Source organism: Brevundimonas sp., assembly GCF_041648615.1.
GTDB lineage: Bacteria > Pseudomonadota > Alphaproteobacteria > Caulobacterales > Caulobacteraceae > Brevundimonas.
Window position 1 is genome coordinate 1 of the sequence record NZ_JBAZOS010000033.1, and the last position, 26508, is coordinate 26508.

General features: G+C 70.1%; 27 protein-coding genes and 1 pseudogene. 21 read left to right on the forward strand and 7 right to left on the reverse strand.

Going from position 1 to position 26508, the window contains the following annotated elements; translation table 11 throughout:
• Positions 1-114: pseudogene (locus tag WC555_RS12055) on the forward strand (IS5/IS1182 family transposase); the annotation flags it as partial.
• Between the two features lie 69 nt (positions 115-183).
• Here WC555_RS12055 and WC555_RS12060 read toward each other — a convergent pair.
• Entirely contained in the window at positions 184-948 is a 765-nt protein-coding gene (locus tag WC555_RS12060) for an A24 family peptidase (RefSeq protein ID WP_373253878.1), read from the reverse strand.
• A 285-nt stretch (positions 949-1233) separates the two neighbouring features.
• On the opposite strand from WC555_RS12060, the gene WC555_RS12065 reads away from it, so the two are divergent.
• The 18 genes from WC555_RS12065 to WC555_RS12150 all read left to right on the forward strand — a co-directional run bounded on the left by WC555_RS12065 (position 1234) and on the right by WC555_RS12150 (position 21120).
• On the forward strand, positions 1234-2745 hold the full coding sequence (locus tag WC555_RS12065) for a hypothetical protein (RefSeq protein WP_373253880.1): 1512 nt from the start codon (positions 1234-1236) through the stop codon (positions 2743-2745).
• Positions 2746-2824: 79 nt separating this feature from the next.
• Complete coding sequence (locus WC555_RS12070; protein ID WP_373253882.1) at positions 2825-5506, forward strand: TonB-dependent receptor domain-containing protein; 2682 nt, start codon at positions 2825-2827, stop codon at positions 5504-5506.
• Positions 5507-5705: 199 nt separating this feature from the next.
• Positions 5706-6560, forward strand: coding sequence for a type II secretion system protein N (locus WC555_RS12075; protein WP_373253884.1), 855 nt, complete (start codon positions 5706-5708; stop codon positions 6558-6560).
• A complete protein-coding gene (gene gspD / locus WC555_RS12080) occupies positions 6557-8659 on the forward strand; it encodes a type II secretion system secretin GspD (protein ID WP_373253886.1) in 2103 nt (700 codons plus the stop codon). Before WC555_RS12075 ends, gspD begins: the two co-directional genes overlap by 4 nt.
• A gap of 7 nt (positions 8660-8666) precedes the next feature.
• Positions 8667-10187 carry a type II secretion system ATPase GspE gene (gene gspE, locus WC555_RS12085; RefSeq protein ID WP_373253888.1) on the forward strand — a complete coding sequence of 507 codons (1521 nt, stop codon included), beginning with the start codon at positions 8667-8669 and terminating at the stop codon, positions 10185-10187.
• Positions 10187-11404, forward strand: coding sequence for a type II secretion system inner membrane protein GspF (gene gspF, locus WC555_RS12090; RefSeq protein ID WP_373253890.1), 1218 nt, complete (start codon positions 10187-10189; stop codon positions 11402-11404). The genes gspE and gspF overlap by 1 nt, the downstream gene beginning before the upstream one ends.
• Positions 11405-11463: 59 nt before the next feature.
• Positions 11464-11925 (forward strand): type II secretion system major pseudopilin GspG, encoded by a 462-nt coding sequence (gene gspG / locus WC555_RS12095; RefSeq protein ID WP_373253934.1) that lies wholly within the window; start codon positions 11464-11466, stop codon positions 11923-11925.
• Positions 11926-11980: 55 nt separating this feature from the next.
• On the forward strand, positions 11981-12457 hold the full coding sequence (locus WC555_RS12100; RefSeq protein ID WP_373253892.1) for a GspH/FimT family pseudopilin: 477 nt from the start codon (positions 11981-11983) through the stop codon (positions 12455-12457).
• 134 nt (positions 12458-12591) lie between these two features.
• Positions 12592-12960: a type II secretion system minor pseudopilin GspI gene (gene gspI, locus WC555_RS12105; RefSeq protein WP_373253894.1), complete on the forward strand. Its 369-nt coding sequence runs from the start codon at positions 12592-12594 to the stop codon at positions 12958-12960.
• Positions 12957-13547 carry a type II secretion system minor pseudopilin GspJ gene (gene gspJ, locus WC555_RS12110; RefSeq protein WP_373253896.1) on the forward strand — a complete coding sequence of 197 codons (591 nt, stop codon included), beginning with the start codon at positions 12957-12959 and terminating at the stop codon, positions 13545-13547. The genes gspI and gspJ overlap by 4 nt, the downstream gene beginning before the upstream one ends.
• A complete protein-coding gene (gene gspK, locus WC555_RS12115; protein ID WP_373253898.1) occupies positions 13544-14530 on the forward strand; it encodes a type II secretion system minor pseudopilin GspK in 987 nt (328 codons plus the stop codon). The genes gspJ and gspK overlap by 4 nt, the downstream gene beginning before the upstream one ends.
• Positions 14527-15630, forward strand: coding sequence for a type II secretion system protein GspL (gene gspL / locus WC555_RS12120; protein ID WP_373253900.1), 1104 nt, complete (start codon positions 14527-14529; stop codon positions 15628-15630). The genes gspK and gspL overlap by 4 nt, the downstream gene beginning before the upstream one ends.
• Positions 15631-15638: 8 nt before the next feature.
• Positions 15639-16118, forward strand: a complete 480-nt coding sequence (gene gspM, locus WC555_RS12125; RefSeq protein ID WP_373253902.1) for a type II secretion system protein GspM — start codon at positions 15639-15641, stop codon at positions 16116-16118.
• 139 nt (positions 16119-16257) lie between these two features.
• Positions 16258-16575, forward strand: coding sequence for a hypothetical protein (locus WC555_RS12130; RefSeq protein WP_373253904.1), 318 nt, complete (start codon positions 16258-16260; stop codon positions 16573-16575).
• A 97-nt stretch (positions 16576-16672) separates the two neighbouring features.
• Complete coding sequence (locus WC555_RS12135) at positions 16673-17356, forward strand: hypothetical protein (RefSeq protein ID WP_373253906.1); 684 nt, start codon at positions 16673-16675, stop codon at positions 17354-17356.
• 97 nt (positions 17357-17453) lie between these two features.
• Positions 17454-17759 carry an SCP2 sterol-binding domain-containing protein gene (locus WC555_RS12140; protein WP_373253908.1) on the forward strand — a complete coding sequence of 102 codons (306 nt, stop codon included), beginning with the start codon at positions 17454-17456 and terminating at the stop codon, positions 17757-17759.
• Between the two features lie 170 nt (positions 17760-17929).
• Complete coding sequence (locus tag WC555_RS12145; protein WP_373253910.1) at positions 17930-19138, forward strand: acyl-CoA dehydrogenase family protein; 1209 nt, start codon at positions 17930-17932, stop codon at positions 19136-19138.
• A gap of 101 nt (positions 19139-19239) precedes the next feature.
• Entirely contained in the window at positions 19240-21120 is a 1881-nt protein-coding gene (locus WC555_RS12150; RefSeq protein ID WP_373253936.1) for an ABC transporter ATP-binding protein/permease, read from the forward strand.
• 16 nt (positions 21121-21136) lie between these two features.
• On the opposite strand, the gene WC555_RS12155 is transcribed toward WC555_RS12150, so the two are convergent.
• From WC555_RS12155 to WC555_RS12180, 6 genes are all read right to left on the reverse strand, one after another.
• Positions 21137-21565, reverse strand: coding sequence for a chemotaxis protein CheE (locus WC555_RS12155; RefSeq protein ID WP_373253911.1), 429 nt, complete (start codon positions 21563-21565; stop codon positions 21137-21139).
• A 45-nt stretch (positions 21566-21610) separates the two neighbouring features.
• Positions 21611-22186 (reverse strand): response regulator, encoded by a 576-nt coding sequence (locus WC555_RS12160; protein WP_373253912.1) that lies wholly within the window; start codon positions 22184-22186, stop codon positions 21611-21613.
• 83 nt (positions 22187-22269) lie between these two features.
• Positions 22270-23220: an acetyl-CoA carboxylase carboxyltransferase subunit alpha gene (locus tag WC555_RS12165; protein WP_373253913.1), complete on the reverse strand. Its 951-nt coding sequence runs from the start codon at positions 23218-23220 to the stop codon at positions 22270-22272.
• An 85-nt stretch (positions 23221-23305) separates the two neighbouring features.
• On the reverse strand, positions 23306-23500 hold the full coding sequence (locus tag WC555_RS12170) for a type II toxin-antitoxin system HicA family toxin (RefSeq protein ID WP_373253915.1): 195 nt from the start codon (positions 23498-23500) through the stop codon (positions 23306-23308).
• A 96-nt stretch (positions 23501-23596) separates the two neighbouring features.
• Entirely contained in the window at positions 23597-23821 is a 225-nt protein-coding gene (locus tag WC555_RS12175; protein WP_373253917.1) for a DUF1902 domain-containing protein, read from the reverse strand.
• Between the two features lie 18 nt (positions 23822-23839).
• Positions 23840-24739 carry a site-specific tyrosine recombinase XerD gene (locus WC555_RS12180; RefSeq protein WP_373253919.1) on the reverse strand — a complete coding sequence of 300 codons (900 nt, stop codon included), beginning with the start codon at positions 24737-24739 and terminating at the stop codon, positions 23840-23842.
• Positions 24740-24903: 164 nt separating this feature from the next.
• On the opposite strand from WC555_RS12180, the gene WC555_RS12185 reads away from it, so the two are divergent.
• Both WC555_RS12185 and aroB read left to right on the forward strand, forming a co-directional pair.
• The gene (locus WC555_RS12185) at positions 24904-25401 is read left to right on the forward strand and encodes a shikimate kinase (protein ID WP_373253937.1); all 498 of its coding nucleotides are present in this window, start codon (positions 24904-24906) and stop codon (positions 25399-25401) included.
• Positions 25398-26504: a 3-dehydroquinate synthase gene (gene aroB / locus WC555_RS12190; RefSeq protein WP_373253920.1), complete on the forward strand. Its 1107-nt coding sequence runs from the start codon at positions 25398-25400 to the stop codon at positions 26502-26504. The genes WC555_RS12185 and aroB overlap by 4 nt, the downstream gene beginning before the upstream one ends.
• Positions 26505-26508: the final 4 nt, after the last annotated feature.

Sequence of the window (26508 nt, forward strand, 5' to 3'; positions counted from 1 at the left end):
CTCTGGGCCCGGCTCAAGGACTATCGCCGCGTCGCCACCCGCTACGACAAGCTCGCCGCAAACTACCTCTCCGGCGTGCTCATCGCCGCAACCGTCTGCTACTGGGCCAAATGAGTCCGGACCCTAGGGCTCAAACAAAGCCTTGGGTTCAATGCCCAGCGCGCTAGCTATCCGAACAAGGCCTCAGAAGCCCAGCGGCCCCAGAAGCCAGGTCATCCACGCGCCGATCGCCAGAAACACCCCGAACGGCAGGCGGTCGCCGCCCGAGACTCCGCGTCCCGTCAGCCGTTGCGCCGCAACCAGGCTGAGGCCGGCCGCGGAGGCCCAGATCAGCACGGTGGGCAGGCCCAGCCATCCCGTCCAGGCCCCGATCGCCGCGAACAGGAAGGGATCCCCGCCGCCCAGGCCCTCGCGCCCCCGCAGCCGGCGATAGGCCCGGGCCAGGGACCACAGCGCCGCGAAGCCGACGGCGGCGCCGATGAGGCTGTCGCGCAGGGTCGGGACGTCCAGCAGGGCGGCCGCGGTCAGGCCCGTGGCCAGCAGCGGCAGGGTCAGCCGGTCCGGCAGCCAGAAATGCTCGCCGTCGATGATCGCGATCAGCAGCAGCTGCCACCCCAGCAGCGCCGTCAGGGCCGCCGCGACCGGGGTCGGCTGGGACAGGGCCGCCCAGGCGCCGATGACGGCGCAGCCCAGTTCCATCAGCGGATAGCGGACCGGTATCGGCGCCTCGCATCGGCGGCAACGGCCGCGGGCGACGACGTAGCTGACGACCGGGATCAGATCGCGCGCGTCGAGCGTCCGGCCGCAGCCGCCGCAACGGGACCGGCCCGCGACGACGCCTTCGCCGGCCGGCAGGCGCACGCTGACCAGGCCGAGAAAACTCCCGGCGATCAGGCCAAGGCCCGCGAGGGCGAGGGCTGCCGGAACATGGGGGTCGGCGTCGATCAAGAGGGCATCCAACGGGTCCAGCCGGGCCGTTAGGGGGCGCCGGGCGTCAAGGCAAGCGACGGGTACCGACGCTCTGTGACAGTTCCGCCGTGTCGGGACGGCTTTTCACGGAACCGCGAAGACAACTTCACACAAGCGCACCGGAACCGTCACCTTACGGCGTCCACCTCGTCATATCAGGCCCCTAACCACATCGGTGGGCAGGGGGCGATTCCGTCGTCGCGTCAGGACTGGTTCCTGACGATCTCTGTCGTGAAATTCTTTTGCACAGACACGGTGAAAACGATGACCGGCTTCCGACTGACCACCCTGCTCGCCCTGTCGGCCAGCGCCCTGACCCTGGCCGCCTGCGGCTCGGCCGAAGTCGCATCGCCCGGCGAAGGTGATTTCGGCGACGGCGGCACGGGCGGCGGCGGCGGCGTGACCCCGCCGGCTCCGGGCACCCCGGCGGCCGATTGCCCGACCGGCTTCTCCAATGTCGGCCTGATCGCCAACAGCACCCTGCGCGTCTGCCAGCTGCCGCAACAGATCACCGGGTCCCTGACCGTTCCGCTGCGCGCCGGCACCATCTACTCCATCACCGGCCGCACCGCCGTCGGCACCGACCAGGGCGTCGATCCGGCAGCCCCCATCGCGGGCAGCGCCCAGGGCATCCTGACCATCGAAGCCGGCGTCCGCATCTTCGCCTCGAGCGGTTCGGACTATCTGCTGGTCAACCGCGGCTCGCAGCTGTTCGCTGAAGGCACGGCGACGACCCCGATCGTCTTCACCAGCCGCCAGAACGTCGAAGGCACGACCACCGAGAGCTCGCAAGGGCAGTGGGGCGGTATCGTCCTGGCCGGCCGCGCGCCGACCGCCAACTGCCAGCTGACCGCCCCGGTGACCTGCACGGGCACCGTCGAGGGCACCAGCGCCTTCTTCGGCGGCGCCACCGCAACCGACAACTCGGGCCGCCTGCGCTACATCCAGATCAAGTTCTCGGGCTTCGAAATCTCGACCGGCAACGAGCTTCAGGGTCTGACCATGGCCGGCGTCGGCTCGGGCACCACCGTCGATCACATCCAGGTTTACAACAGCTCGGACGACGGCATCGAAATCTTCGGCGGCAACGTCAACCTGCGCCACATCGTCATCAACGGCGCCGACGACGATGGTCTGGACACCGACACCGGCTGGCGCGGCGGCGCCCAGTTCGGCATCGTCACCCAGCGCCCGGCGGGCTCGACCAGCCGCAGCGCCGGCTTCGAGTTCTCGGCCGCGCCGACCGCGACTCCGCTGGCCAGCCGCTATGTGTCGCAGCCCAAGATCGCCAACTGGACGCTCGTCGGCCGCAACGCGACGACGGACGCCCACACCATCGCCCACTTCGACACCGGCACGGACGCCACGGTCATCAACTCGGTGTTCACCAATGTCGCCGGTTCGCTGGCGGGCTGTATGGCCATCAACGACGCGGACACCGCCACCAGCGGCGTGACCTTCAACTCGGTCTTCATGTCCTGCGGCATCTCCTACCGTTCGGCCAACGCCGTCCTGTCGGCGGCGGCCTTCACCGCCGGTACGAACAACACGGCGGCCGGGACCTCGACCCTGACCGCCCCGGCCTCGGGCACCAGCCTGAGCAATCAGGTCCTGACCTTCATCAACGGCGCCAACGAAAACGCCGTGACCCCGGCCAACGCTCCGGCGGTCCATTCCTTCTTCCAGGCCACGACCTACATCGGCGCCGTCCAGAACGCCGCCGACACCTGGTACCAGGGCTGGACCTGCGGCCTGACCGCCGGCGCGACCTGCTGATGACGGATGCGCGGAGGCGGCCCGTCCGGGCCGCCTCCGGCTTTCGCGTATTCCGTTAAACCCCTTCAAGGCGCAGATCATGAAGACAGTTACTCTGACCCTGAGCGGGGTCCTTCTCGCCACCAGCGCGCTGATCGCGCCGGGGCTGGCCTATGCTCAAACGCCGCCGGTCCAGGCCGCGCCGCAAACCCCCGTCGCCCAGACGCCGGCCGCCGAGGCCGAGCCGCAGGCGGAGGAATCCTCCCAGCTCGACGAAGTCGTGGTTCTGGGCCGCTATATTCCCGAGCCGAACCGCGAAAGCGCCGAAGTCGCCGCCTTCCTGACGGCCGAAGACCTGCAACGCACCGGCGACAGCAGCGCCGCCGGCGCCCTGGCCCGCGTCACCGGCCTGACCGTGGTCGAAGGCCGTTTCGTCTATGTGCGCGGCCTCGGCGAGCGCTATTCCTCGGCCCTGCTGAACGGTTCGCCCCTGCCGAGCCCCGAGCCGCTGCAGCGGGTCGTTCCGCTGGACCTGTTCCCGTCCAGCATCCTTGAGAGCGTCACCGTCCAGAAGTCCTATTCCGTCGACTTCCCCGGCGAATTCGGCGGCGGGGTGATCGACCTGCGCACCGTCGATGCGCCCAACGATCCCTTCTTCTCGATGTCGGCGTCGGTCGGCGGCAATACCGAGACGACCAACAAGGAAAGCCTGATCTATTACGGATCGCGAACCGATTTCACCGGCTTCGACGACGGCACGCGCGACGTGCCCGGCCCGCTGGCGCTGGCCTTCAGCAAGGGCCTTCCCGTCAACAGCGCCAACGTCGAGGCGCAGCAACTGCAGCGTATCGGTCAGTCGCTGGTCAACTCGCCGCTGCGCCTGCTGCAACGCGAAACCACGCCGGTGAATTTCAGCTTCGATTTCGCGGGCGGCCTGTCCAACGAAAGCAGCATGGGCACCTTCGGCCTGATCGCCGTCGCGGGCTACAGCAACAGCTGGTCGACGCGAAACGGCGTCCAGGAAGAGGGCCAGTTCTCGGGCTCCGTCCTGGTGCCGGTCACCAGCAAGGCCTATGAATCGAACCAGAACGACATCCAGCTGAACTTCCTGGGCGGCCTGTCGCTGACCAATGAGAACAGCGAGATCAAATGGACGAACTTCTTCGTCCGCAACGTGACCAAGGAAGCCCGCATCAGCGCCGGTCCCGATTTCGACGCCGGCGGCGAGATTCAGCGCTCCGACTTTACGGAATGGTATGAGCGCCAGCTGTTCTCCAGCCAGCTGGCCGGCGAGCACGAGTTCATGGACGGCGCCTTCGAGTTCGCCTGGCGCGCCGCCTACGCCAAGACCGAGCGGGACGCGCCTTACGAGACGCGCTTCGAATACGGCCTCGATACCAACGGCAATTTCGTCCACGAGATCGGCGGCAACCGCATCTCGTTCAGCGAGCTGGACGACGACATCGTCTCGGGCGGCGCGGACCTCAGCTACACCCTGCCGCTGTCGGACTATCGCGAAGCCGTCTTCAGCGTCGGCGTGGCCTATTCGGACAACAACCGCGACGCCCAGCGCCGCGACCTGCAGTTCGTTCCGGCCAGCACCCTGACCGAAGAGCAGCGCCAGTCGCGGGTCGACTACCTCTACTCGGACTACAACATCCGCCCGGACGGTCTGATCCTGACGGAAATCACCGGCGGCGCCGGCAGCGGCGCGGCGGCCTATTCGGCCCAGCTGGAAGTCGCGGCGGCCTATGCCCAGGTCGACGCCGAGATCATCCCCCTGGTGCGCACCACCTTCGGCGTCCGCTATGAGGACGGCCAGCAGACGGTCACCACCCGCGACCTGTTCGGCGGCGCGGCGCCCTTCGCGCCGACCGAGATCAACGAGCAGTATTTCCTGCCGTCGTTCACCGCGACCTGGAATTTCGCCGAGGACCAGCAGCTGCGTCTGGGCGCGTCCCAGACCATCGGCCGGCCGCAGTTCCGCGAACTGGCGCCCCAGTCCTACACGGACCCGGAAACCGATCGCGAGTTCACCGGCAACCCGTTCCTGGTGGACACCGAGATCCTGAACCTGGACGCCCGCTACGAGTGGTTCTTCGCCCGCCAGCAGTATCTGACGGCCGGCGTCTTCTACAAGGACCTGGACAAGCCGGTTGAATCGACGATCGTGACCTCGGGCAACGCGCGTCAGCAGTCCTTCATCAACTCGCCGCAGGCCACCATCTACGGCGCGGAAATCGAAGCCAAGAAATTCTTCGAGTTCCCCGACGCGGGCATGTCCTTCATCGCCAACAAGCGCTGGCTGGTCCAGGCCAACTACACCTGGTCGGACTCCGAAGTGAAGGTCGAGGCGGGCGACATCGTCCGCACGCCCGGCGGCGGCGGCGCCGACGAGGACGCGACCTTCTTCATCGAGGACGGTAGCCGGCTTCAGGGCCAGTCCGAGCACGTCGCCAACCTGCAGCTGGGCTGGGAAGACGACACGGCCCGGTCGCAGGCGACGATCATCGTCAACTACGTCAGCGAGCGCATCAGCGCCCGCGGCGCGGGCGGCGCCGGCAACCGCGAGCCTGACTACATCCAGGACCCGGGCATCTTCCTCGACTTCGTGTACCGCAAGGACTTCGAGTACGGGGGCCGCGATCTCGGCTTCGCCCTCGAGCTGCGCAACCTGCTCAACACCGACTTCGACGAGTACCAGGAACTGGGCAACAAGATCCTGATCAACAACTACGAGCTGGGATCCAGCGCCTCGGTCAGCCTGACCGCGCGCTTCTAGAACACGGACGGGGAGGCCGCTCGCCGGCCTCCCCGGATCGTTACGCGACTGTTTTGAGACGGTTCGTCCGTGGACGCATCAACCGTCATGGACAGTTCGCCGGGCCGTCATGTGGCGGTGAAGCCGGACCCGGACGATTGGTCTAGGGAGTCCGCCGGGCCGTCGGGGCTCCGTGGGGCACGTCATAGTGATCGGCGCAGTGCGCAGTTTCAGCAGCCAGGTTCGCGACGCCGTGGCGGCGCGTCCGGACCGCGTGCGCGGCGGCGTCGAGATCGCCCTCGGCCTGGCCCTGGCCGTCCAGCTGGGCCAGCTGGTCTGGATCGTCGTCCAGCCCCGCGCCGAGGCCGCCGCGACCGCGACCATCCGGCCTGAGGTCTCCGCCCCCGACTATTCCGTCTTCCAGCGCTTCGACGCCTTCTTCCGCACCGGCGACCTCAGCAGCCTGGCCGAGGCCACGGCGGCGGGCAGCAGCCAGATGCGGCTGTTCGGCGTCCGCGCCGGCGGCTCGGGCGGCGGCTCGGCCATCATCGGCCTCGCCGACGGCCGCCAGGTCTCGGTCGGCGTCGGCGAGGAGGTCGAACCCGGCCTGATCCTGCAGTCGGTCGGCCAGGACCACGTCACCCTGGCGCGCGGCGGCTCCATCACCCGCCTGATCTTCAGCGACACGCCCGTCGGCGCCGCCCCGCCGCCCCCGCCGCCGCCCGGACCGCAGACCGTCGCCCCGCCGGCCGAAGCGGCCCCCGCCGTCGCCCCCGCCGTTGCGGCCGGACCCCGCGTCGATCCGGCCCGGCTGATGGCCCAGGCCTCGTTGCGGCCCCGCATGCAGGGCCTGCGCGTCAACGGCTTCACCGTCTCCGCCGGCGGCGACGGCTCGGCCCTGAAGGCCGCCGGCCTCCAGTCCGGCGACGTCATCCTCGCCGTCAACGGAACCTCGCTGGACAGCCTCGACCGCATCGCCGGTCTGCGCGGCCAGCTATCCAACGCCGCCAGCGCCGAGATCCGCTTCGAACGCGGCGGCGCCGTGCAGACCACCACCATAAGGACAGGCCGTTGAAGCGATCGAACCGAAGCGTCCTCGCCGCCGTCCTCGGCGTGGTCATCGCCGCCCAGGGCCCTCTGGCCGCGACGCCCGTGCTGGCCCAGTCCGGCGAGCGCCAGACCCTGAACGTCCAGGGCGCCGACATCCGCGCCTTCATCCAGGACGTGGCCCGCTCGACCGGCCGCACCTTCATCGTCGATCCGGCGGTGAGCGGCACGGTGACCGTGACCAGCGACCGCGCCCTCAGCCGCGCCCAGCTGTTCGAGGTCTTCCTGTCGACCCTGCGCGCCAACGGCCTGGTGGTGACCCCGACCTCGTCCGGCGCCTACCGCATCAGCCCGGCCCAGGGCGCCGCCCAAGGCCCGTCCACCGTGGGTTCGGAACGGTTCTCGACCGAGGTCTTCCAGCTGCGCAACATCGACGCCGCCTCGGCCGCCGAGACCATCCGCCCGCTGGTCGGGCCGCAGGGCCAGGTGCTGGCCAACCCCGGCGCCAACAGCGTCGTCGTGGCCGACTTCTCCGACAATCTGGCCCGCATCCGCTCGTTGATCAGTCGCATCGATGTGGACCGCACGGGCTTCGAGGTCGTCACCCTGCAGAACTCCTCGGCGCGCGAGATCGCCGCCGTGCTGCAATCCGTCCTCGCCCCTCCCGGCGGCCAGCCGGGGCAGGGGATGGTCACGGTCACCCCGGTCGAGAGCTCCAACTCCATCGTCCTGCGCGGCGATCCCTCGGCCATGGCCCGCATCCGCCCGCTGATCGAGGATCTCGACCGCCGCGCCGAGTCCGCCGACGACGTCAAGGTCATCTTCCTGCAGCACGCCAACGCCGAGGCCCTGCTGCCGGTGCTGCAACAGATCGTTGGCCAGCCGATCACCGCCGCCAGCGCCAATGCGACGCCGGCCGCAGGCGCGCGCGCCGGCTCGGGCGAGGCCCCCGCCGCCGCCGTCCCGGCCGGCAGCGCCGTCGCGGCTCCCGTTCCGGGCCAGCGCGCCACCATCGCCCGCTTCCCCGGCGCCAACGCCCTGGTCATCTCGGCCTCGGCCGACACCCAGCGCATGCTGTCCGAGGTCATCCGCCAGCTCGACCAGCGCCGTCAGCAGGTGCTGATCGAGGCCATCGTCGTCGAGCTGTCCGACAACGCCGTCAAGGAGCTGGGCGTCCAGTGGCTGCTGGCCGGCGAGGACGGCAACCCGATCGGCCTGACTAACTATTCCAACAACGCCACGCCGCTGGTGCCCATCGCGGGCGGTGTGGGGTCCGGCCAGCTGGAGGACGACAATCCGCTGCGCGAGCAGCTGCAGAACCTGGCCCTGAACACGCTTCTGGGCGCCAACGGCTTCGTCGGCGGCGGCGGGGGCAGCATCGGCAACGGCCTGTTCGGCTTCATCATCAACGCCGCCAAGACCGACGAAGGCTCCAACCTGCTGCAGACCCCGTCGCTGATGACGCTGGACAATGAGGAGGCCACCATCCTCGTCGGTCAGGAGGTGCCGATCACGACCGGCGAGACCCTGCTGGACGGCAACTCCAACCCCTTCCGCACGACCCAGCGCCAGGACATCGGCGTCAAGCTGATCGTCCGGCCCCAGATCAACGCCGGCGGCTCCATCACCCTGTTCCTGCGCCAGGAGGTGTCCAGCATCAACGGCGTCCTGACCAACTCGGCCAGCGATCTGGTGCTGAACAAGCGCGAGCTGGAGACCACCCTCGTGGTCGACGACGGCGACATCGCCGTGGCCGGCGGCCTGCTGGACCAGAACGACCGACTGTCGGTCGACAAGGTGCCGGGGCTCGGCGACATCCCCTATGTCGGCGCCCTGTTCCGCTCGACCAGCCGCCAGCGCGGTCGGACCAATCTGATGGTCTTCATCCGCCCGACCATCATTCGCAGCCCGGCCGACGCACAGACCCTGGCCGCCGACCGCTGGGGCTATATGCGCCAGCAGCAGCTGAACAATGCGCCCGGCGTCGAGCCCAGCCTCGACGAGATGATGCGCGACTATATGCGGGCCCAGCCGCCGGTCGCGCCTGAGGCGCCCGGCGTCACCGCGCCGGTCGGCGAGGTCGTCATCGGCCCGCTGCCGCCCGTCCAGACGAGCGCCGGAGGCTGAGGCCGCGATGATCACCCTGATCAATCCGACCCTGCCCTACGGCTTCGCCAAGCGGCACGGCGTGATCCTGCTCGAGGCCGGCGACATCGCCGTGGTCGGCCTGCGCGAGGGGGCCGATCCCTCGGCCCTGATCGAGACCCGCCGCGCCCTGGGCCGGCCTTTGCGCGTCGAGCCGCTGGCCCAGGCCGCCTTCGACCGCCAGCTGTCGGAAGTCTATGCCGGCGACCACCTGAACGCCGCCGACGGCGACGATCTGGACATGCCCTCGGGGCTGGAAAGCCTGATCGACGACATCCCGGCCGCCGCCGACCTGCTGGACACGGCCGACGACGCTCCGGTGATCCGCCTGATCAACGGCATCATCGCCGAGGCCGTCCGCACCGGCGCCTCGGACATCCATCTGGAGCCGTTCGAGACCGCCCTGACCGTGCGCATGCGCGTCGACGGCGTGCTGCGCGAGACCCTGTCGCTGAACCCCCGGATCACCCCCCTGCTGGTGTCGCGCATCAAGGTCATGGCGCGGCTCGACATCGCCGAGAAGCGCGTGCCCCAGGACGGGCGCATCCCGCTGACGCTGGGCGGCAAGACGCTGGACGTGCGCGTCTCCACCCTGCCGTCGCGCGCCGGCGAGCGGGTGGTGCTGCGCATCCTCGACAAGGAGCAGGCCGGGCTGACGCTGGACCGGCTGGGCATGTCGTCCGAGGCGCTGGACGCGTTCCGCGGCGCGCTGAAGGAGCCGAACGGCATCATTCTGGTCACCGGTCCGACGGGCTCGGGCAAGACCACCTCGCTCTACGCCGGCCTGTCTCTGCTGAACGACGCCACGCGCAACATCCTCACGGTCGAGGACCCGGTCGAATACGCCATCGACGGCGTCGGCCAGACCCAGGTCAATCCCAAGGTCGGCATGACCTTCGCCGCCGGCCTGCGCGCCATCCTGCGTCAGGACCCGGACGTGGTCATGGTCGGGGAGATCCGTGACGTCGAGACCGCCCGGATCGCGGTCCAGGCCTCGCTGACGGGCCACCTCGTCCTGTCCACCGTCCACACCAACGATGCGGCGGGGGCGATCACCCGTCTGCGCGACATGGGCGTCGAGCCCTTCCTGCTGGCCTCGACCCTGCGGCTGATCGTGGCCCAGCGGCTGGTCCGGCGGCTGTGCGGCGAATGCCGGCGGCCCGAAACGGCGGACGCGGCCACGGCCCGGCTGGCCGGGGTCGAGCGCGGCGCCCGCGTCTGGCGGCCGCAGGGCTGCGCCCACTGCCAGAACACCGGCTATGTCGGCCGCGTCGGCCTGTACGAGGTGATCCGCGTCGACGACCGCGTGCGCCGCCTGATCGCCGCCGAGGCCGATGAGGAGGCGATCAACGCCGCCGCCTTCGGCAAGACCGGCGCCGACACCCTGACGCAGCGCGCTCGCGCCCTGGTGCTTGAGGGCGTCACCTCGGTGGAAGAGGCCGTCCGTGTCACCCGTCAGGAAACGGCGGACATCGAGCCTGACGCCGCCGACCACGGGGTCGCGGCCTGATGGCGGCCTTCGACTATATCGCCGTCGACGCCGGCGGCCGCACCGTCGCCGGGGCCCTGACCGCCGCCGACGAGGGCGCCGTGCGCGCCGTGCTGGCCCGTCGCCGCCTGATGCCGCTGGAGGTCACGACCTCGCGCGGCGCCGCTGCGCGCAACGAACAGGCCGGACCGCGCAAGGCGACGAAACTCGACGCCAGGACCCTGGCCCTGACGACCCGGCAGCTGTCCACCCTCGTCTCCGTCGCCCCGATCGAGGAGGCGCTGCGCACCATCGCGCTTCAGGCCGACCGTCCGGCCGTCCGCCGCGTGCTGGACGGCGTCCATGCGGGCGTCATGGAGGGACGCCGCCTGTCGGACGCCATGGCCCTGCAGGGTCAGGCCTTCCCGCCGCTGTACCGGGCCATGGTCTCGGCCGGCGAGACCTCGGGCGCGCTGGAGCCGATCCTCGAACGGCTGGCCGACGGCCTCGAGCGCGATCAGGTGGTTCGTGGCAAGGTCCTGACCGCCCTGGTCTATCCGATCGTGCTGGCGGTCGTGGCCCTGGGCGTCATCACCGCCATGATGACCTTCGTCGTGCCCAAGGTGGTCGACCAGTTCGACAGCATGAACCAGACCCTGCCGCTGCTGACGCGGCTGGTGATCGGCGTCTCCCACCTGATGCGTGACTGGGGCTGGCTGCTGGCGCTGGGCCTCATCGCCGGAGGACTGATCGGGGCGGTCCTGTTGCGAAATCCGGCGATCCGGCTGCGCGCCGACACGGCCCTGCTGAGGTTGCCGCTGATCGGCCGGCTGACCCGTGACCTCCACGGGGCGAAGATGGCCCGCACCCTGTCGACCATGATCACGGCGGGCCTGCCGGTGCTGGAGGGCCTGACCATCACCGCCCGCACCGTCTCCAACCGCCGCCTGCGGCTGGCCACCGAGACCATGGCCGACGCCGTGCGCGAGGGCGGGGGCCTGTCCGCCGCCATGCGCCGCGCCGACGTCTTCCCGCCGATCCTCGTCTACATGACCGCCTCGGGCGAGAGCAGCGGCCGGCTGGAGCCCATGCTGGAGCGCGCCGCCGACTATCTGGAGCGCGAATTCTCGACCTTCACCGCCGTGATGCTCAGCCTGCTGGAGCCGGCGATCATCGTGATCATGGGCGGCGTGGTCGCCCTGATCGTGCTGTCGATCCTTCTTCCCATTCTGCAGATCAACACCCTGGCGATGGGGTGAGGAGCTTGAACATGTCTTTTGGTCCTGACACTCGCCGCGCGGCGGCTCGCTTCCTGAGGATGATCCGCGCTCAAGCAGCGTCGCGCCGCGCGCGACGCGGTAGCGCCTCCAACAGGGCCGGCTTCACCCTGGTGGAGCTGATGGTGGTGATCGTGATCATCGGCCTGCTGGCCACGGTGGTTGCGATCAACGTCCTGCCCAGCCAGGACCGGGCCATGGTCGGCAAGGCGAAGGCCGACATCTCGACTCTGGAGCAGGCCATCGAGACCTACCGCCTCGACAACCTCGACTTCCCCGCCGACCTGCAGGCCCTGGTCGCGGCCCCGGCCGGTCTGGCCAATCCCGAACGCTACCGTCCGGGCGGCTATGTGCGCCGCCTGCCGGAAGATCCGTGGGGCAATCCCTACGGCTATCGCCGCCCCAGCGCGCACGGCGGCCAGTTCGACGTCTTCTCCCTGGGCGCGGACGGCAAGGAGGGGGGCGAGGGCAATGACGCCGATCTGGGCAACTGGCAGGCCTGACATCCTTTTGGGCGCTATCGCTCGCCGCGCGGCGGCTCGCTGCTTGAGCGCGAACATGCATGGCGCTCAAGCAGCGAGCGACCGCGTCGCGAGCGGCAGCGCCCCTGACCGGCGCGGCTTCACGCTGGTCGAGCTGCTGATGGTCGTCGCCATCCTCGGCCTGGCCGCCGGCGCCGTGGTGCTGGCGGTGCCGGACCCGCGTCCCGCCGTCGGCGCCGAGGCCGAGCGGTTCGCCGCCCGCCTGTCGCGCGCCCGCGACGAAGCCGTGCTGTCCAACCGCCCGGTCGCGGTCGAGGTCACCCCGACCGGCTACGCCTTCACCGTCTTCGACGGCCGGGCCTGGTCCGCCCTGTCCGACGGCCCGTTCGGGCCGGAGACCTGGCAGCCGGCGACCGCCGTCGGCCCCGCCGAGGGCGCCCGATTCGTCTTCGACCCCACGGGCGTGGCGGAGCCCGCGACGCTGACGCTCAGCCGGGAAGGCAAGGGCCGGACCGTGACGGTCGACGGCGCCGGAGAGGTGTCTCTCCAATGATCCCTCCCTTTTTCCGCTCATCCCGGCGAAAGCCGGGACCCGGTCCTTTCGTGAGGCAGGCTCTTCGGGATCGCCTTGGGTGCGCATGCATTGGCGCTGATCGCCCAAAGAACTGGGTCCCGGCTTTCGCCGGGATGCACGGGAAATTTGAGATCAGACAGGGCTTCACCCTGATCGAAATGCTCGTCGCCCTGTCGGTGTTCAGCCTCGCGGCCATGGCCCTGCTCAACCTCTCAGGCGAGAACACCCGCTCCGCCGCGCGCGTCGAGACCCGCACGCTGGGCGGGGTCGTCGCCGAGAACCTCGCGGTCGAAGCCGCGACCCTGCCTTCGATCGGGGAGGGGACGGCCTCGGGCCAGGTCGAACTGGCCGGTCGCCGCTGGCGCTGGACCCGCGCGGTCGTCGCCACCGACGTCGCCGGCATGCTGCGCATCGACGTCCGCGTCAGCGACGCCGAGGGTCAGGCCGCCGACCGCACCCTGTTCCGGTCGCGCGCCTCATGACGCGCCGCGCCGGCTTCACCCTGGTCGAGGTTCTGGTCTCGCTGATGATCTTCGCCATGATCGCGGCGGCGGGCGCGGCCGTGCTGGGCGTGACCATCGACAACCGGTTCGCGGTCAAGGCCGCCAGCGACCGCGTCGGCGACCTGCAGCGCATGCGCGGCCTGCTGCGCGCCGACCTCGGCCAGGCCACCGCCCGCCGCTCGCGCGGCCCCACCGGCCGCCCGACGCCCCAGCCCATGGTGGGCGCGGCGGCCCCCGGCGACCCCATCCTGGTCCTCACCCGCGCCGGCTGGAGCAATCCCGGGGAGCAGGCCCGCCCCTCGCTGCAGCGCGTCGAATACCGGCTGGTAGAGGACCGGCTGGAACGCCGCGTCTCCACCCACCTCGACGGCGCCCGCCCGGGCCCGCCGCAGGTGCTGTACCGCGGCGTTCGCGACGTCACCGTCGGCTTTGTCCGCGACGGGGTGGCGGCGCCGGCCTTCATCTCCAGCATCGACCGCCCGCTGCCCGACGCGGTGCGCATCGGCATGACCCTCGAGGGCTATGGCCGCATCGACCAGCTCTTCCTCGTGGGCGGCGGCCGATGAAACGGTCCCGGCGCGAGCGCGAGGGCATGGCCCTGCTGACGGTGCTGCTGCTGGTCGCCGTCATGTCGGTGGTCGCCGTGGCCATTCTCGACGATGTCCGCTTCTCGGTGCGCCGCACCACCAATGTCGAGACCCAGAGCCAGGCCCAGTGGTACGCCGCCGGGGCCGAAACCCTCGCCCGCGGCCAGATCGCGCGCCTGCTCGCCGCCGGCCCGGCCCGCACCCCGCTCGAGCCCGAGTGGAACGGCCGCACCCTCAGCTTCCCCATCGACGGCGGAACCCTCACCGCCACCGTCAGCGACGGCCAGGCCTGTTTCAACCTGAACAGCCTCGTCCTAGGCGTCGGCGAGGACCTGACCGCCCGCCCGCTCGGCGCGGCCCAATTCCGCGCCCTCGGCCGCGCCGTCGGGGCCCCGGACAGCCGGATGCAGGCCATCGCCGACGCCCTGACCGACTGGCTCGACGCCGATGCGACGCCCCTGCCGCTGGGCGCGGAAGACGGCGCCTACGCCGGCCTCGCCAAACCCTATCGCACCGGCGGCGTCATGCTGGCCGAGGTCAGCGAGCTGAGGGCGGTCAAGGGCGTCGACGCCGACACCTTCCGCCGCCTGCGGCCGTGGGTCTGCGCCCTGCCGACCTCGCGCCTGTCGCCGCTGAACGTGAACACCCTGACGCCGGAGCAGGCGCCCCTGCTGACCATGCTGACCGGCGGCCGGCTGCCCCCGCAGCGGGCGAGGGCGGTGATCGCCTCCCGTCCCCGCGACGGCTGGCCCGACGCCGCCGCCTTCTGGGCCCAGCCCGCCCTGGCGGCCCTGCCGGTCGACCCCGAGGCGCGCGACCAGATCACCGTCCTGACCCGCTTCTTCGACCTGCGGGTCGATGTCGACCTGGGCGGCTCCCACGCCGTCCGCACCGCCTTGCTGGAGGCCGGCTCCGACGGCCGCGTGCGCACCGTGATCCAACGCTGGACCCCCGAAGAATGAAACCCACCCGCCTGATCCTGATCCCGAGCATGGGCAGCGAACCCGCGCCCTATCTGGTCATCGCCGATGGCCGGGTGAGCGAGCGCGGCCTGCTGGAGCTCGACGCCGTCGAACGGCCCGAGCCGATGCGCACCGTCGCCGTCGCTCCCGGCGCCGACGTGACCATCCGCTGGCTCGACCTGCCCCCCGGCGGCCCGGCCCAGCAGCGCGCCGCCGCCCTGTGGATGCTGAAGGACTCGCTGGCCGCCCCCGCCGACCGGCTGTCCGTGGCCCTGGGGCCCGTGCCCGCCGCGGGCCGGCCCCGGCTGACGGCCCTCGTCGGCCTGTCCCTGCTGCAGGCCTGGACCGACTATCTCGACGCCCTCGGCGTGCGGGCCGACGCCATCGTTCCCGACTCCCTCACCGTGCCCGAGCCGGACGAGGACGACCGCCTCAACGCCGTCGCCTTCGGCCCGTCCACGGCCCTGCGCGGCCGGGACTTCGCCGCCAGCGTCCAGCCCGATCTGGTCGAGCTGGTCGCCGGCGCCCGTCGCGTCGAGCCGATCGGGGACGCCGGGGCCGTCGAGTTCGCCCTGATCGACGCCGCCCTGTCGCCGCCGGTCAATCTGCTGTCCTCGCAGGACCGGAGCCGGGGGATGGCGCGGCGCGGCTGGGGCCTGGCCTCGGCCCTCGCCGGCCTGGTCATGATCTCCCCCCTCGTGCTCGTCGCCGCCGCCGCCGCCCGCGACGACATCGACGCCCGCAACAACGCCGAACAGGCCCGCGCCGAAATCGCCCGCGTCGCCCCTGACCTCGCCGCCCGGCCCGATCCTGTGGAGGCCCTGCGCCAGCGGGTCCGCGCCGCCCCGCCGCCCGGCGGGGTCGTCGCCGCCACGGCGGCCCTGTTCGCCGCCGTCGAGGGCGTCGAGGGAGCCGAACTGGACCTGCTGATCGTCGATCCCGCCGCCGGCATGAAGGCCAGCGTCACCCATGCCGACTACCAGGACATGCAGCTGATCAGCCGGGGCATGCGGGACAAGGGCCTGCGGGTGACCGAGACCGGCACCCTCGACGACCGGGGCCGGATCGTCAGCGACATCACCATCGGGAGCGGCCAATGAACCGGTTCATGGGCCCTCTCGCGCTCTGGTACAGTGGCCGAACCCTGCGCGAGCGGCGCATGCTGATGGTCATGGCCGGGCTGCTGACGGCCACGATCATCTGGCTGGGCGTGATCCGACCCGTCCTCGCCTGGAGAAGCGCCGCCGCGGACCGCGCCGCCGCCTCGGCCGAAACCCTCGCCGAAGTGCGGACCGCCGTGGCGGCCCTGGGTCCGGCCCGCGCGCCGGTCCAGGCGCCGTCCGAGGGCCTGGACCCCCTGATCCGCCGCACCGCCGAGGCGGCGGGCCTTGAGGTGGTCATCGCCATGAGTCCCTCCGGCCAGCTGGGCTTCCAGCTGGCCCGCGTCCGCTCGGGGCCTTTGTTCGCCTGGCTGGCGACGCTGGAGGCGGATCACGGCCTGACCATCTGCAGCCTGGGCGTGGTCGAGAACGCCGACGCCACCCTGAACGTGGAGGGCGCCCTGTCCGTCGGACCCTGCGCGGCCTGAAATCACACGGGTTTCCATCCGCAAACGGGGTAAATGTCAAACTTCATACTTCCAACCGTCGCATAATCTTTACAATGCCGGAAAAGGGCGCATTATTCCTCCGGGTCCTGACTGTTTCGGGCCTTTGGGAGAGACTGGAATGCGCGCTTTCGCCCCCTTCGCCGGCCTTGCCGTCCTCGCCGCGGCGGCGATTCTTCCCGCCGGAATGGTCAGCGCGGGCGATCTCGACCAGCCCTCCGCCAAGGGCCCGGCGCGCGCCGTGATGATCTGCAACACGGACGCCGCGACCCGCCGCGCCTTCACCCGTGAGCACGGCGCTCCGCCGGTCTTCGTCACGGCCCGCGAGGCCCTGTCGGTCCAGCCGTCCGACCCGGCCTGGAACGCGCCGCGCTGCATGACCGCCCGCGAGCACGCCCGTTATCGCGAGGCCGCGACGACCTACGCCGCCGTTCGCTAGGCCGAAGGGTTGACGTCGGGCGGACATTCCCCCGGCGTTATTTGAACCCGACCGGGTCTGACGGGTTGCAGGAGCGCCGCTTCAGTACTGGTGCTCCATGTATCCCGATCCGCTTCCCCCCCGGTCCCCGCCAGAACCTGCGTCCGAGCCGGCGCCCCGACGGCTGGGGCCCGCGCATCTGGCGGCGATCGCCGTCGCCGTCGTGGCCGCGCTGGGGCTGATGGGCCTGAAATACGTCACCCTGCCGGGACCGGCGCCCGTGGCGGCGAACGAGGGCCTCAGGATCGAGGTGGTGGCCCCCGTCGAGCCCGAACTGGTCGCCGGATCGGTGATGGACGTGGGCGAACTGGTCGACGGTTTCCGCTATGTCGCCCCCGCCCGGGAGCCCCGGGCGCCGGTCTATGAGACGGCCTGGGTGGAAGACGAGGACGCCCCGTATGCGCCGCCGTCGCGGCCCGCCGGCGTCCGCCGTTACACCTCCGACGCCTGGGCCCCGCCGCCCGAGCCGGAGCCCCCGCGTCGCGAGCGCCAAGGCCGCTGGTTCGGCTTCGACAATCCGCTGCCGGACTTCCGCGCCGAACGCCGCGCCCGTCAGGCCCGTCTGGACGCCCTCGAGGACCAGCGCCGCGCTGAACGCGAACATCGCCCGGAGCCGCGCCGGCACTCATCCGGGCCCTCGCGATACGAGGACCGTCGCGACGACCGGCGCTATGACAATCCGCCGCGCGACGAACGGCCCGAACAGCCTGCGGACGGCCCGTACGGTCCCGAGGTCGGCTGAACCGGCCCTCCGTCGCGCCAACTTGACCCCGCGTGATCTTGGCAGGGGAGCCCGCCCGGTCTAGGTCGAAGCCTCAACGTCTTTCAGGGAGAGACCCATGGCCGATCTGGCTCAAGTCACCGAACACATCCGCGGCGCCGTCGGCGACAATTCCGGTCTGGGCAAGACCGTGAAGATCGACCTGGGGGATGTCGGCAAGATCTTCATCGACGGCGCCTCGGCGCCGAACACCGTGACCAACGAGGACAAGCCCGCCGACGCCACGGTGTCGATGAGCTGGGACGACTTCATGGCCCTGTCGGAAGGCAAGCTCGATCCGATGATGGCCTTCATGCAGGGCAAGCTGAAGATCGCCGGCGACATGATGATCGCCCAGAAGCTGGCCCCGCTGCTGAAGCGCTAGGTCGGAAATATCTCCCTCCCCCTTGTGGGGAGGGATGTCGGCGCGAAGCGACGACAGGGTGGGGAAGTCCAGCCTCAGTCTCCATCGGCGGATGCTTCACACAGCCCCACCCGGATTGGCTTCGCCAATCGTCCCTCCCCATGAAGGGGAGGGAGAAGGAGACCAACCCAATGGAATTCCGGCACAGCGACAGGGCCCTGCACTGGCAGGATCGGGTGAAGCGCTTCCTCGACGATCACGTCCTGCCGCGTGAGGAAGAGTACCGCGCCCAGGTCCGCGAGAACCCTCGGCAGCAGCCGCCGGCCATGGAAGAGATGAAGGCCCTGGCCCGCGAGGCCGGTCTTTGGAACATGTTCCTGCCCGGCGATCACGGCGCCGGCCTGACCAACCTCGAATACGCCCCGCTGGCCGAGCTGATGGGCCGCCACCTGTGGTCGGCCGAGGTGTTCAACTGCAACGCCCCCGACACCGGCAATATGGAAGTGCTCCATATGTACGGGAACGAGGCCCAGCAGGCGAAATGGCTCAAGCCCCTGATGGCCGGCGAAATCCGCTCGGCCTTCCTGATGACCGAGCCCGAGGTGGCCTCCTCGGACGCCACCAACATCCAGACCCGCATCGTCCGCGACGGCGACCACTATGTGATCAACGGCCGCAAATGGTGGTCGACCAACATGGCCCACCCGAACGTCGCGGTGACCATCGTCATGGGCAAGACCGACCCCGACGCCTCGGTCCACACCCAGCAGTCGCAGATCATCGTCCCCGTGGATGCGCCCGGCTTCCGCGTCGAGCGGATGCTGTCGGTGTTCGGCTATGACGAGGCTCCCATCGGCCATGCCGAGGTGGTGCTGGAGAATGTCCGCGTCCCGGTCGGGAACCTGATCGCGGGGGAGGGCAGGGGCTTCGAGATCGCCCAGGGCCGTCTCGGGCCGGGCCGCATCCACCACTGCATGCGCGTCATCGGCATCGCCGAGCGGTCGCTGGAACTGATGGTCCAGCGCCTGCTGTCGCGCACCGCCTTCCGCAAGACCCTGGCCGAACATTCGGTCTGGGAACAGCGCGTCGGCGAGGCCCGCACCAATATCGAGATGTGCCGCCTGCTGGTGCTCAAGGCCGCCTGGATGATGGACGAGGCCGGCGCCAAGAACGCCAAGTCCGAGATCGCCCAGATCAAGGTCGCCGCCCCGCGCATGGCGCTTCAGGTCATCGACGACGCCATCCAGGCCTTCGGCGGCGCCGGCGTCTCGGCCGACACCCCGCTGGCCGAGATGTACGCCATGGTCCGCACCCTCCGCATCGCCGACGGCCCCGACGAGGTCCACAACCGCACCGTGGCCCGGCTGGAATACGCGAAGCACGGCGGTCGGCGGGGATAGCCGGTACGGCGCTTTTTGCCGCGCGCCCTATGCAGTTCATGCGTGCGGTGATTGCGCCCTTTGCGCAGCGCTCATCGCGGTCCATATCACCGCCCATGGCGATGCGTGGCGAACGGTCCGGACGGCGAGGCGATTCAGTGGCGAAGGCGGCGCAGGCCGGGGCGCCGGCTCCGGCCGCCGACGGACCGCCGACCTGGCAGGCCCTCAGCGACCTGGTCCGGCTGGTCGGCCGATCCAACGCCCCGCAACTGCGCCTCCGTCTGGTCGCCGCCATCGCCGTCACCCTGGGCGGCAAGGCGCTGGGCGTGCTGGCCCCGCTGGTGCTCGGCGCGGCGGTCAATCATCTGGCGGCCGGGCAGGGGGCGGGCGTCGCCCTGGCCATGGGCTTCGCCGCCTTCGCCCTCGGCTGGGCCTTCGTCCGCCTGTTGTCGGCCATCGCCCCCAACGCCGCCGACGTCATCTTCGCCCCGGTCCGTTCGGCGGCCCAGCGCACCGCGGCCGCCGAGACCTTCGCCCACGCCCTCAGCCTGTCGCTGGACTTCCATCAGACCAAACGCTCCGGCTCCCTGTCGCGGACGATGGACCGCGGCGCGCGTTCGGTCGACTTCCTGATGCGCATCCTCGCCTTCAACCTGGTCCCAACCGGGGTCGAGCTGGTGCTGGCGGCGGGCGTTCTGGCGGGCATGTATGACTGGCGCTTCGGGGCCGTGGCCGTCGGCGTGGTCGCCGTCTACGCCACCGCCACCTTCGCCATGGCCAACTGGCGCCTCGAGCACCGGCGCGAGATGAACGCCGCCGACACCGAGGCCGCCGGCGTCTCGGTCGACGCCCTGCTCAACTACGAGACCGTCAAATCCTTCGGCGCCGAGGCCCGCGCCGCCCGCACCTATGACAATGCGCTGGGCGACTACACCCGCGCCGCGCTCAAGGCCAACAGCTCCCTGGCCCTGCTGAACATCATCCAGGCCGTCATCATGAACGTCGGTCTCGGGATCATGGCCGTGATGGCGGGCTTCGAAGCCGCCGCCGGCCGCATGGGCCCCGGCGACGTGACCGCCGCCGTCCTGATCATGATCTCCCTCTATGCGCCGCTGAACATCCTCGGCTTCGCCTATCGCGAAATCCGCCAGTCCTTCATCGACATGGAGGAGATGCTCAAGGTCACCCGCCAGACGCCCCAGGTCGCCGATGCGCCGGACGCCGCGCCCCTGCCGCGTCCCGTCGACGCCAGGGGCGCGGCCCTGGCCTTCGAAAACGTCGGCTTCCGCCACGACGCCCGCGCCAACGGGCTGGAGGATGTCAGCTTCATCGCCCCGCCGGGCACGACGACCGCCCTGGTCGGTCCGTCCGGCTCGGGCAAGTCGACCATCGTCAAACTGGCCCTGCGCCTGCTGGACCCGCAGGAGGGCCGGGTCCTGATCGACGGCTTCGACGCGCGCCGGGTGACGCAGGAGTCGCTGCGCGCCGCCGTCGCCCTGGTGCCGCAGGATGTGGCCCTGTTCAACGACACCCTCCGCGCCAACATCGGCTTCGCCCGTCCCGACGCCGACGACGCGGCCATCTGGGCCGCGGCCGAGGCGGCCGAGCTGTCGACCTTCATCCGCGAACTCCCCGACGGCATGGAAACGAAGGTCGGCGAGCGCGGGCTGAAGCTGTCGGGCGGCGAACGTCAGCGCGTCGGCATCGCGCGCGCCCTGCTGGCCGACCCTTGCGTCCTGATCCTCGACGAGGCCACCAGCGCCCTGGACAGCCGCACCGAGGCCGCGATCCAGAAGACCCTGCGCCGCGCCCGGACCGGGCGCACGACCCTTGTCGTCGCCCACCGTCTGTCGACCATCGCCGACGCTGACCAGATCCTGGTCCTCAAGGCCGGCCGCATCGTCGAGCGCGGCGCCCATCATGAACTGGTGGCGCGTCAGGGCGGGGAATACGCCGCCCTCTGGCGCAAGCAGACGCGGGGGGCGAAGACCCAGCCGGCCTGAGACGCGGACGGCGGGGTCAGGCCCTGGGCGGCAGCTTGCGGTCTGCGACCATCTTCAGACTGTCCAGCACCGTGCTGCGCGCCTCCGTCTCCTCGACGGGCAAGGTCTGGAGCAGACGCAGCGAGCGGGCATGAACGGTGACGATGCGCCAGTCGAAGGTCTCGTCGGCCGGGGCTCCGTCAATGAGGTCGCACAGGCCGCTGGCGGCGCCGCAAAGGTCCAGCAACTCGAACGGGCTGGCCGCATCGATGACGGCGTTGGCCGCACGATAGGCCTCGGTCAGACGAAACCCCTGGTCGTCGAGGCTCAACGGCGGAACCACCGATTCGAGGGCGGCGATCTGGACATCCACGATCGCCATCGCCTCGGCCCGTTTGGATTCGATATTGGCGCGCGCCTGGGCCAGGGCCACGCCAACGCTGACGCCGCCGGGCGAGTCGATCATTCTGGAGAGTCCGGACTTGCCCCGGGCGTGAGTGATGACTGTCATTTACACATTGTCTTTTGCAGCCGTCTGCGCGGCCTGTTCTGCGTCAAAGGCCGCCTTGCGGATCACCGTGGCGCGCCGTTCCTCCGAGGGCGGACCCTCGTCCCGGATACGGCGGTCCGGGCCGAAATAGTCCCCGACCTCGAGGAAAGGACGCACATCACGCGCCACCCAGACGATTCGTTCAAGCAGGGTCGCGGCGCTGAAAGGCTTGGTGACCACGAAGTTCGCGCCGCAGTCGCGGGCCTCCGCGATCTTGGAGCGGCGAATGTGGGCGGCGGTCATGATGACGGGCGCCATGGCGTTGGCCTTGGTCGAGCGCCGCAACCAGCGGACGAGCTCATAGCCGTCCACGCTGGGCATTTCGCAGTCGACCACCAGCAGATCGATCGGCTGGTCGGCCAGGATTTCCATGGCTTCAGCGGCGCTCTGGCAGGTGTAGCTGGTCCGGATGCCGAACCCTCTGAGGGCCTGACAGGTGAGGTCCAGGCCGAAGGCGGAATCGTCGACCACCATGGTCGTCGCGGCCGTCAGATTGATGACCGCGCTCTCACGAAGGGACTCGCCCACACCGCCCATACCGACCCCTAACAAGCTACTCTGGAATCAATCACTTGCCGACTGTGACAGTTGGCACGCCAGAGTAGAAGGAGGGGTTAACGCTAACTTGCGCGTCCGATTGCGTAGAAGCGGTCGGCCCGCGCCTTGCGCAGCTGATCCGGGGTCATGCCGGACAGGGCCTTCAGTTCCTCGGCCAATACGTCGCCTACGGTGGCGATCGCCGCCTCGCGGTCGGCGTGCGCGCCACCGACCGGTTCCGGAATGATGCGGTCGATGATCCTGAGCTCCAGCAGATCGGGCGCGGTGATCTTCATGGCCATGGCCGCGTCGCGGGCCCGGGCCCCGTCCCGCCACAGAATGCCCGCCGCGCCTTCCGGAGAGATGACCGAATAGATCGAATGTTCCAGCATCAGCACCCGGCCTGCCGCCGCGATGGCGATCGCCCCGCCCGAACCGCCTTCGCCGGTGATGGTCGCGATCGAGGGCACGCCCAGGGTGAGGCAACGTTCGGTCGAGCGGGCGATGGCCTCCGCCTGGCCGCGCTCCTCGGCCCCGAGGCCGGGATAGGCGCCGGCGGTGTCTACGAAGGTCAGGACCGGCAGTCCGTACTGTTCGGCCAGATCCATGAGGCGGACCGCCTTGCGGTAGCCCTCGGGCCGCGCCATGCCGAAATTGTGCACCACCCGCGTCTGGGTGTCGTAGCCCTTCTCATGGCCCATCAGCACGACGGGCGCCCCGCGGAACCGGGCCAGACCCCCCAGGATGGCCTGATCGTCGCCAAACTGGCGGTCGCCCTTCAGTTCGACGAAGTCGGTGAACAGGCCCTCGACATAGTCGACGAAATGCGGCCGCTGCGGATGGCGCGCGACCTGGGTCTTCATCCACGGGTCGAGGCTGGCGTAGGTTTTCCGGCGCAGCTGCTCGGCCTTCTGCCGCAGGCCGTCCACCTCGGCGTCGAACGAGCCGGAAGTCGAGGAGAGCAGGTTCAGCTCCTCGATCTTCGCCTCAAGATCGGCGATCGGCTTTTCAAACTCGAGGTAGTGCACGGCCATCAAGGCGTCCGGAAGAGGCGCGCCATCTGGCGCATCGGAAGGCGGCGGAACCTAGTCAGGTCAACGCCGGGGAGCAAGCGGCGGTTCAGAAGGCTTTGGGCAGGCCGGCCTGTTTCAGGACTTCGTTGGCGGTGTGACGGCTTTTGGAGCGAGGGACGATCACAGAATGAACCCGATCAGGATGCCGCCATTTTTCGTGACTGCCCTTGGCGTTGGCTACCCGTCGCCAGCCAGCGACGAACAGAATGGCCGTAAGTTCGGAATAGAAATCCTTGGGCATATCCAGCTCGCTCAAAATCTATGGACGAGCGTCGCGTCACGACCGGTGCTCAACAATGCACCCGGTATCGTGATGGTCATTTCAACAAGATGAGCTTTACGCAGCAACAACGTCGAAGCCGCCAGCGGCTTCAAAGCGGATCGGTACAGGTCCGTGAATTTCAGGGTTTTCGTCCAGTAGTTCCGACGCGAAATGACGCGCTAACGACTCGAACTCGGCCAATGTCGAAGTCTCCAGCACCAGACCCGGGATATTGGATTCGCTGCACCAGACCTCAGCCTCAGGATCCCAGATCGCCTTGACGTAGAATGATTGGCTCATGGCGGAGAATATGCGCCGTCACTCATCCCGCGCCAAGGGGTGCTTGCTCCTGACAACCTGAGCCAGCCGGTCGGTGGCCACGTGGGTGTATATCTGCGTCGTGGCGATGTCCGCATGGCCCAGCAGGGTCTGGACAACGCGAAGGTCCGCGCCGCCGTCCAGCAGGTGGGTGGCGAAGGCGTGGCGCAGCACATGCGGGCTGACCCGGGCCGGATCGATGCCGGCCTGAAGAGCGGCCTGGTCGAGCAACTGCGCGAAACGACGGGGCGTCAGGTGCCCCTTGGCGGATGATGACGGGAACAGCCACGGACTTTCAGGCGCCTTCTCCGGGCGGGCGGCGTCGCGGGCGATCAGCCAGGCCCTGACGGCCTCGCGGGCCGAGGAATTCAGCGGCGCCAGCCGTTCCTTGCCGCCCTTGCCGCGCACGATCAGCCACGCCGGATCGCGCCGCACCGCCTCCAGCCGCAGGCCCAGCAGTTCGGACACGCGCAGGCCGGACGCATAGGCCAGCTCGACCAGGGCCACGAGCCGGAGCCCCGCCGCGCCGTCGTGGGCGGCGGCGGCGGCCAGGAGACGCTCGACCTCCTCACCCGAAAGCGTTCGGGGCAGGCTGCGGCCCTGTTTGGGGGCGTCGAGCCGTCGGGAAGGATCGTCGCCGCGCCAGCCCTCGCCGAGGGCGAAGCGGTAGAACTGCCGCACCGCCGAACGCCGCCGCGCCTGGGTGGCCGGCGAGAGGCCCTGGCGCGCCAGGCCGGCGTACCAGGCCTCCACACCCGCCTCATCGCCCGTCATCAGCCCGCCCTCGACGCCCGCCTCGGCGTCGGCCAGGTCACGACCATAGGCGGACAGGGTGTGGGGCGAGGCGTCCCGTTCGACGGCCATCATCTCCAGAAAGGCTTCGATCTGCGGCGTGCTCATGCGTCGAGGCGCTTTCCGGACGCGGTGCTTGGTGTAGAGGATGGGGCTGTCATGCCGTGCCCGTCCGTCCCACGTCTGTCCCTGAGCGCCCTCTCGCGAGGCGGCGCGTGAGCCCGTTGGTGGCGATTCCGGTCCATGAACGCACCATAGCCCTGGTCGGGCTGATGGGCGTGGGCAAATCGACCGTGGGTCGGCGCCTGGCCAAACGGCTGGCCTTGCCGTTCGCAGATGGCGATGTGGAGATCGAGGCCGCGGCGGGCATGACGGTCTCGGACATCTTCGCCCGCCTGGGCGAGGCCGAGTTCCGGGCCGGTGAGGCGCGGGTGATGAAACGGCTGCTGGAGGCCCCTCGCATGGTGCTGGCGACGGGCGGGGGGGCGATCCTGAACGCCGAAACCCGCGCCGCGCTTCAGGCCCGGGCCGTCACCGTCTGGATGCGCGCCGACCTGAAGACCGTCGCCGAACGGGTGCAGCGCCGCGACACCCGCCCCCTGCTGCGCGGCCGCGATCCGCTGCAGGCGCTGACCGCCATGGCCGAGGCCCGCTATCCCTTTTACAGCCAGGCGGACGTGACGGTCGATGTCGCCACCGGCGCTCATGGCGAAGCGGTGGAGGCGATCGTCCGGGCGCTGGACGCCTGGAATGCGGAGCAGGCCGCATGACCACCATTGTTCCCGTCAGCGGGGCCGGCTTCGCGCCCTATGACATCGTCGTCGGCCGCGGTCTGCTGGCCGAACTGGGCGCGCGCGTCGCGCCGCTGGTCCGGGGCCGGACCGTCATCATCACGGACGAAACCGTGGCGGCGCTGCATGGCCCCGCCGCCCTCGCATCCTTGCAGGCCGCCGGCGTTCGCGCCCGACTGCTGACCATTCCGCCGGGCGAGACCTCGAAATCCTTCGCCGAGCTGGAGCGGGTCATCGATCGGCTGCTGGCGTTCGGGCTGGACCGCCGCGACCTGATCATCGCGCTGGGCGGCGGCGTGGTCGGCGATCTGGCCGGCCTGGCGGCCGCCCTCTATATGCGCGGCATCGACGTGGTGCAGGCCCCGACCACCCTGCTGGCGCAGGTCGATTCCTCTGTTGGCGGCAAGACGGCCATCGACACGCCGCGCGGCAAGAATCTGGTCGGCGCCTTCCATCAGCCCCGGCTGGTCGTGGCCGATATCGACATGCTGGCCACCCTGCCGGACCGCCAGCTGCGCTCGGGCTGGGCCGAGGTGCTGAAGCACGGCCTGATCTGCGACGCGGACTTTTTCGACTGGCTGGCGGGAAACGGCGCCGCCGGCGCAAAGGGCGATCCAGCCGCCCTGACCCGGGCCGTCGTCCGCTCGGTCGAGATCAAGAGCGCCATCGTCATCGAAGACGAGAAGGAGGCGGGGCGGCGGGCCTTGCTCAATCTCGGCCACACCTTCGGCCACGCCATCGAGGCGGAACTGGGCTTCGACGAGGATGCGCTGACGCATGGAGAGGCGGTCGCCCTGGGCTGCGCCATGGCCTTCCGCCTGTCGTCCAGCCTCGGCCTGTGCGCGGCCGCTGACGCCGAACGGGTCGAGGCCGTGATCGCCGCCGCCGGCCTGCCGACGCGACTGGAGCAGGCCGGGGCTTTCAAGGGCGATCGCCTGCTGGCGCGCATGGCCGGAGACAAGAAGGCCGAGGGCGGACGGCTGACCCTGATCCTCGTCCGCGCCATCGGCGACGCCTTCGTCGACAAGGCCGTGGACCGCGCCGTCCTGACCCGCTTCCTCAAGTCCGAGGGCGCGGCTTGAGCCC

Bases quoted from the DNA above. Each gene is read 5' to 3' on its own strand.
- WC555_RS12065 (WP_373253880.1), top strand. From the start codon at position 1,234: ATGACCGGCTTCCGACTGACCACCCTGCTCGCCCTGTCGGCCAGCGCC.
- WC555_RS12070 (WP_373253882.1), top strand. From the start codon at position 2,825: ATGAAGACAGTTACTCTGACCCTGAGCGGGGTCCTTCTCGCCACCAGC.
- gspE (WP_373253888.1), top strand. From the start codon at position 8,667: ATGATCACCCTGATCAATCCGACCCTGCCCTACGGCTTCGCCAAGCGG.
- gspF (WP_373253890.1), top strand. From the start codon at position 10,187: ATGGCGGCCTTCGACTATATCGCCGTCGACGCCGGCGGCCGCACCGTC.
- gspG (WP_373253934.1), top strand. From the start codon at position 11,464: ATGATCCGCGCTCAAGCAGCGTCGCGCCGCGCGCGACGCGGTAGCGCC.
- WC555_RS12100 (WP_373253892.1), top strand. From the start codon at position 11,981: ATGCATGGCGCTCAAGCAGCGAGCGACCGCGTCGCGAGCGGCAGCGCC.
- gspI (WP_373253894.1), top strand. From the start codon at position 12,592: ATGCACGGGAAATTTGAGATCAGACAGGGCTTCACCCTGATCGAAATG.
- gspJ (WP_373253896.1), top strand. From the start codon at position 12,957: ATGACGCGCCGCGCCGGCTTCACCCTGGTCGAGGTTCTGGTCTCGCTG.
- gspK (WP_373253898.1), top strand. From the start codon at position 13,544: ATGAAACGGTCCCGGCGCGAGCGCGAGGGCATGGCCCTGCTGACGGTG.
- gspL (WP_373253900.1), top strand. From the start codon at position 14,527: ATGAAACCCACCCGCCTGATCCTGATCCCGAGCATGGGCAGCGAACCC.
- gspM (WP_373253902.1), top strand. From the start codon at position 15,639: ATGGGCCCTCTCGCGCTCTGGTACAGTGGCCGAACCCTGCGCGAGCGG.
- WC555_RS12130 (WP_373253904.1), top strand. From the start codon at position 16,258: ATGCGCGCTTTCGCCCCCTTCGCCGGCCTTGCCGTCCTCGCCGCGGCG.
- WC555_RS12135 (WP_373253906.1), top strand. From the start codon at position 16,673: ATGTATCCCGATCCGCTTCCCCCCCGGTCCCCGCCAGAACCTGCGTCC.
- WC555_RS12140 (WP_373253908.1), top strand. From the start codon at position 17,454: ATGGCCGATCTGGCTCAAGTCACCGAACACATCCGCGGCGCCGTCGGC.
- WC555_RS12145 (WP_373253910.1), top strand. From the start codon at position 17,930: ATGGAATTCCGGCACAGCGACAGGGCCCTGCACTGGCAGGATCGGGTG.
- WC555_RS12150 (WP_373253936.1), top strand. From the start codon at position 19,240: ATGCGTGGCGAACGGTCCGGACGGCGAGGCGATTCAGTGGCGAAGGCG.
- WC555_RS12155 (WP_373253911.1), bottom strand. From the start codon at position 21,565: ATGATCGACTCGCCCGGCGGCGTCAGCGTTGGCGTGGCCCTGGCCCAG.
- WC555_RS12160 (WP_373253912.1), bottom strand. From the start codon at position 22,186: ATGGGCGGTGTGGGCGAGTCCCTTCGTGAGAGCGCGGTCATCAATCTG.
- WC555_RS12165 (WP_373253913.1), bottom strand. From the start codon at position 23,220: ATGGCCGTGCACTACCTCGAGTTTGAAAAGCCGATCGCCGATCTTGAG.
- WC555_RS12170 (WP_373253915.1), bottom strand. From the start codon at position 23,500: ATGCCCAAGGATTTCTATTCCGAACTTACGGCCATTCTGTTCGTCGCT.
- WC555_RS12175 (WP_373253917.1), bottom strand. From the start codon at position 23,821: ATGAGCCAATCATTCTACGTCAAGGCGATCTGGGATCCTGAGGCTGAG.
- WC555_RS12180 (WP_373253919.1), bottom strand. From the start codon at position 24,739: ATGAGCACGCCGCAGATCGAAGCCTTTCTGGAGATGATGGCCGTCGAA.
- WC555_RS12185 (WP_373253937.1), top strand. From the start codon at position 24,904: ATGGGCGTGGGCAAATCGACCGTGGGTCGGCGCCTGGCCAAACGGCTG.
- aroB (WP_373253920.1), top strand. From the start codon at position 25,398: ATGACCACCATTGTTCCCGTCAGCGGGGCCGGCTTCGCGCCCTATGAC.